Source organism: Micromonospora sp. NPDC057141 (assembly GCF_042670805.1).
Taxonomy (GTDB): Bacteria; Actinomycetota; Actinomycetes; order Mycobacteriales; family Micromonosporaceae; genus Micromonospora.
Window position 1 is genome coordinate 1 of the sequence record NZ_JBHUVA010000152.1, and the last position, 4,572, is coordinate 4,572.

Consider the following 4,572-nt stretch of genomic DNA (forward strand, 5'->3'; position numbering starts at 1 on the left):
GCCGGCGACGGGCCGGCCCTGCGCGCCTTCGGCTCAGCTCCGCAGGCTCCACTGCTGGTTGGTGCCTCCGTTGCACGCCCACAGGATGAGCTTCGTGCCGTTGGCCGTCCCGGCGCCGGTGGCGTCCAGGCAGAGCCCGGACTGCGCGCCGGTGATCGTGCCGTTGGCGTTGACGTTCCACTGCTGGTTGGCCTGCCCGTTGCAGTCCCAGATCACGACCTGGGTGCCGTTGCTGGTGCCCTGGCCGGAGGCGTCCAGGCACTTGGTGCCGTAGACCATGAGCTGCCGGCTGGCGGTCTGGGTCCACCGCTGGTTGGCCGCGCCGACGCAGTCCCAGAGCTGGGCCTGGGTGCCGTTGGTCGTGCTGGAGCCGCCGATCTCGGCGCAGCGGCCGGACTGCGCCCCGACGATCTGCACGCCCTGCGCCGGCGGGTTGGTGCTGCCCTGCACACCGGCGTTGGCCATCACGGTCTGGGCGCCCGAGGGCCAGTTGTTGTTGCTGACGACCGTGTTGTTGTTGACGACGTTGCCCCGGTCGCCGTTGGTCACGTTGGTGCTGTTGTTGGTCGACCAGTTGTTGGTGACGGTGAAGTTGCCCATGTTCTCGGCGAACCAGTAGTTGGCGGTGGCCCAGGTGCCGGTGGCGGAGAACACGTTGTTGCGGGCGGTGTAGTAGCGGGAGCCCTCGTCGAAGTAGAGCCCGAACCAGCCGTTGGTCCGCAGGCAGTAGTTCTCGTTGATCGTCCCGCCCGGGTTCGCCGACAGCGTGTAGATGCACCCGCCGTCGGTCATCTGCTGCATGACGTCGTGCACGTAGTTGCCGATGACCTGGTTGTTGGACGCGGTGGTGGCCGTCGTGTAGCGGGGCTGGTAGTTGTACAGCCCACGGTCGGCGTAGTGGTTGCTGCCGCCCGCGTCGTTGGTGCCCCAGCCGTAGCCGACCGACAGGCCGGTGTACGGCATGTTGTAGACCTCGTTGTGGGAGACCAGCGAGGTGCTGACGTAGGTGGTCAGGATCGACACGACGCCCCGGTACTCCAGGCCCAGGTCGTGCACCCGGTTGTTGCTGATGGTGATGTTCCGGTTGACCATCCGCTGGTCGCCGGGGTGGTGGGCGTCGGCGCGCACGCCGCCGACCACGATGCCGCCGGCCGAGTTGCGGGCGATCTCGGAACGGGTGACGGTGATGTTGCTGGTGCCCAGGCCGACCCCGCTGGCGTGGGCGTTGGCGTCGTTGCCGATGCCGATGGCGGTCTGCCCGAGGTTGACGAACTGGGAGTCGCTGAAGGCGATGGTGTTGGCGGCGGACACCTGCACGGCGGCGGGCATCTGGTTCCAGTGCGGCCGGGTGGCCTCGAACTGCGGGCAGCCGGCCTGGCAGGAGGTCAGGGCATCGGCCGGGCGGGCCCAGGTGCCGGTGATGTGCGCGCCGGTCTGCTGGTCGGCGAAGCCGTTGCTGCTGCTGGGGCCGAGCCAGCTGGTGCCGGTGAAGGTGATCCCGCTGAACGAGATGTGGTGCGCGGGCGCGTCGTAGGTGCCGCCGACGTTCACCAGGGACTGCAACTGCGGCAGTTCCACGCTGACGCTGCTCATGTTCTGCCCGGCCAGCGGGATGTAGTTGACCTGCCCGCTGCCCGGGTTGAGGTACCACTCCCCCGGCGTGTCCAGGAACTCGTACGCGTTGGTCAGGTAGAACGGGCCGGCGCGGTGTGGGCTGGACAGGGTGTCGAAGCCGAAGGTGTTGTTGTTCCAGGCCGGCTGCTGCATGGTGAGGAAGTTGCCGCTGATGCTCTGCACCGGGGAGTACCGGTCGGTGAACGAGCCGACGCTCTCCACCTCGACCCGGTTCTGGTTGCCGAGGTTGTTCAGATAGTTGAGCGCGCTGTTGCTGAACCGCACGCCGGTGGTGGTGAAGGTGAAGTCGGCCCGGTTCACGGCGGTACGCGCGCGGGTGGCGACGGCACCGTTGACGTAGAGCTGCCGGCTGTCGAGCCCGGCGGGGACGGTGGCCCGCCAGATGTTCTTCCCGGAGTCGACGAGGGACCAGCCGGTGACCGCCCGGGCGCCGCTGACGACCGGGCGGGCGGACGCGGCGGCCCGCCACGTCACGGTGTAGCCGTTGTTGCCGGAGTCGGCGGCGGTCAGCCGCAACGGCGCGGAGAGCCGGTAGACGCCGTCGGCCAGCTCGACGACGATGTCGCCGGACATTGTGGCGTTGCGGGAGCGGACCGCGTTCTGGGCCTCGGTCAGGGAGCACGGCTGGCTGGCCGAGCAGGCGGTGCCGCTGCCGGAGGGAGACGCGTAGAGGGTGGTGGTGGCGGCGAGGGCGGGTGTCGCCGAGGCGAACACGGCGGCCGTGGCGGCGACCGCCGCCGTGGCGACGCCGGCCAGCACCTGCCGGCGGCTGCGGGGGGATGACGGGACGGGCACGGGTGGGGCTCCTATCGTGGTGTGGTGTGCGGTGACTTCTCCAACCGGTAGGCGCGGCGCGCGGTGTGCCGCCAGATCGCCGCCTGGTCGTTCCCGCCGAGGGTCCCCAGCAGCTCGGACAGGGTGGCGACCCAGCGGGGGTAGGCGGTGGCGAGCTGGCACACCGGCCAGTCGGAGCCGAACATCAACCGGTCCGGTCCGAACGCGTCGAGGGCGTGGTCGACGGCCGGCTTGAGGTCTGTGGGTGTCCAGGGCGCGGGGTCCACCTCGGTCACCAGGCCGGAGAGCTTCGCCGTCGTGTTACCCGAGGCCGCGAGGGCCCGCAGGTCGCGGGCCCAGTCGGCGAGCCCCGGCCGGCCCAGCGCGGGCTTGCCGAGGTGGTCCAGGACGAACCGCACGTCGGGCAGGTCGTGGGCGAGCCGGGTGGCCGCGGGCAGTTGGTGGTGGCGGACCAGCAGGTCGAAGGCCAGGCCGGCGGCGCCCACCGCCGTTATCCCCCGGCGTACGTCGGCCCGGTCGAGGAACGCCGGGTCGGGTTCGCTCTGCACGAGGTGCCGGATGCCGACCAGATGTTCTCCGCCGCGTGCCGCCCGCAGCCGGTCGAGCCGGTCGACGACGTCGTCCGCCGTCAGGTCGAGCCAGCCGACGACCCCCCGCACGAGGGTGCTGTCGGCCGCGATGCCGAGCAGGTCCACCGTCTCCGCCTCGGAGGCGATGGACTGCACGACGACGGTCTGGGTGACGCCGGCGTCGCGGGCCAGCGGGGCGAGGTCGACCGGGGTGAAGTCGGCGTCGATCGCCGCCATGGTCGTGGGGTCGATCCAGGGTTGCGGGTGCCGGGCCCGGACCCAGAGGTGGTGGTGGGCGTCGACGATGCCGGACCCTTCGCGTGGCGGCGTCATCGGCCCAGCCAGCCGCCGTCGACGGGCAGGACGACGCCGTTGACGTAGTCCGACGCCGGTGCCGCCAGGAAGACCGTGGCACCGGCGAGGTCGGTGGCCGCTCCCCACCGGCCGGCGGGAATCCGGGCGACGATGGACCGGTTGCGCTCCGGGTCGTCGCGCAGCGCCCGGGTGTTGTCGGTGGCGATGTAGCCCGGGGCGATGGCGTTGACGTTGACCCGGTGCGCCGCCCACTCGTTGGCCAGTGCCTTGGTGAGCCCGGCCAGGCCGGACTTGGCGGCGCTGTAGCCGGGGACGTTGATGCCGCCCTGGAAGCTGAGCAGCGACGCGGTGAAGATGATCTTCCCGCTGCCCCGGCTCACCATGCCCCGGCCGATCTCCCTGCTCAGCACGAACTGGCTGGTCAGGTTCACCTCCAGGACGTGGTCCCACATCTCGTCCGGATGGTCGGCCGCCGGGGCGCGGGCGATGGTGCCGCCGTTGTTGACCAGGATGTCGATCGGGCCGAGTGCCTCCAGGTCCCCGGCCAGGCGACGCACGGCGGCGCGGTCGGCGAGGTCGACCCGCAGGGCGGTGAACCGGCGGCCGGCCGCCCGGACCCGGCGTTCCACCTCGCTCCCGCCCGCCTCGAGGTGGGCGGAGACGCCGACGACGTCGGCACCGGCGACGGCCAGGGCCTCCGCCATGGCCAGGCCGATGCCACGCCGGGCCCCGGTCACCACCGCGGTCCGGCCGGACAGGTCGAACAACGCGCTCACCGAGACTCCTCCTGCCAGTCGAGCAGCACCTTCATCACGCCGCCGCCCTCCTCCAGGGCGGTGAAGGCGGCGGTCACCGCGTCGGCGGGCACCACCCGGGAGATGAGCTGCCGGGCCGGGATCGCGCCGGAGGCGACCAGTCGGACGGCCTCCACCATGTCCTCGCGCTGGTAGAGCCGGGCGCCGAGCAGCTCCAGTTCGCGCCAGAAGAACCGGTGCAGGTTGACGGGCCGGGGCTGGGGGTGGATCGCCACCATGACCAGCCGGCCGCGGGTGGTGAGCACGTCGACGGCGGTGGTGACTCCGGCGGCGGAGCCGGACACCTCGAATGCGACGTCGGCGCCCGCGCCGGCCGTGCGCTCGTCGACCAGCGCCGGCACGTCGGTGGCCCCCGGGTCGACGGCGTCGATGCCGATCCCGGCGGCCACCGAGCGGCGGAACGGGTCCGGTTCGACGAGCAGGACGCGCGCGCCGCGCCCCCG

The 4,572-nt window shown here is 71.9% G+C and carries 4 protein-coding genes; all 4 read right to left on the reverse strand.

The genetic code is table 11. The features are described from left to right. Positions 1–33 precede the first annotated feature (33 nt). Positions 34–2,430: an RICIN domain-containing protein gene (locus ACFT41_RS32015; protein WP_377590346.1), complete on the reverse strand. Its 2,397-nt coding sequence runs from the start codon at positions 2,428–2,430 to the stop codon at positions 34–36. An 11-nt stretch (positions 2,431–2,441) separates the two neighbouring features. Beyond that, positions 2,442–3,332 (reverse strand): amidohydrolase family protein, encoded by an 891-nt coding sequence (locus tag ACFT41_RS32020; protein ID WP_377590348.1) that lies wholly within the window; start codon positions 3,330–3,332, stop codon positions 2,442–2,444. After that, the gene (locus tag ACFT41_RS32025; RefSeq protein ID WP_377590349.1) at positions 3,329–4,090 is read right to left on the reverse strand and encodes an SDR family oxidoreductase; all 762 of its coding nucleotides are present in this window, start codon (positions 4,088–4,090) and stop codon (positions 3,329–3,331) included. Before ACFT41_RS32025 ends, ACFT41_RS32020 begins: the two co-directional genes overlap by 4 nt. Further along, on the reverse strand, positions 4,087–4,572 hold a 486-nt coding region (locus ACFT41_RS32030), incomplete at its 5' end, for a zinc-binding dehydrogenase (RefSeq protein ID WP_377614105.1). The genes ACFT41_RS32025 and ACFT41_RS32030, both read right to left, overlap by 4 nt.

Bases quoted from the DNA above. Each gene is read 5' to 3' on its own strand.
- ACFT41_RS32020 (WP_377590348.1), bottom strand. From the start codon at position 3,332: ATGACGCCGCCACGCGAAGGGTCCGGCATCGTCGACGCCCACCACCAC.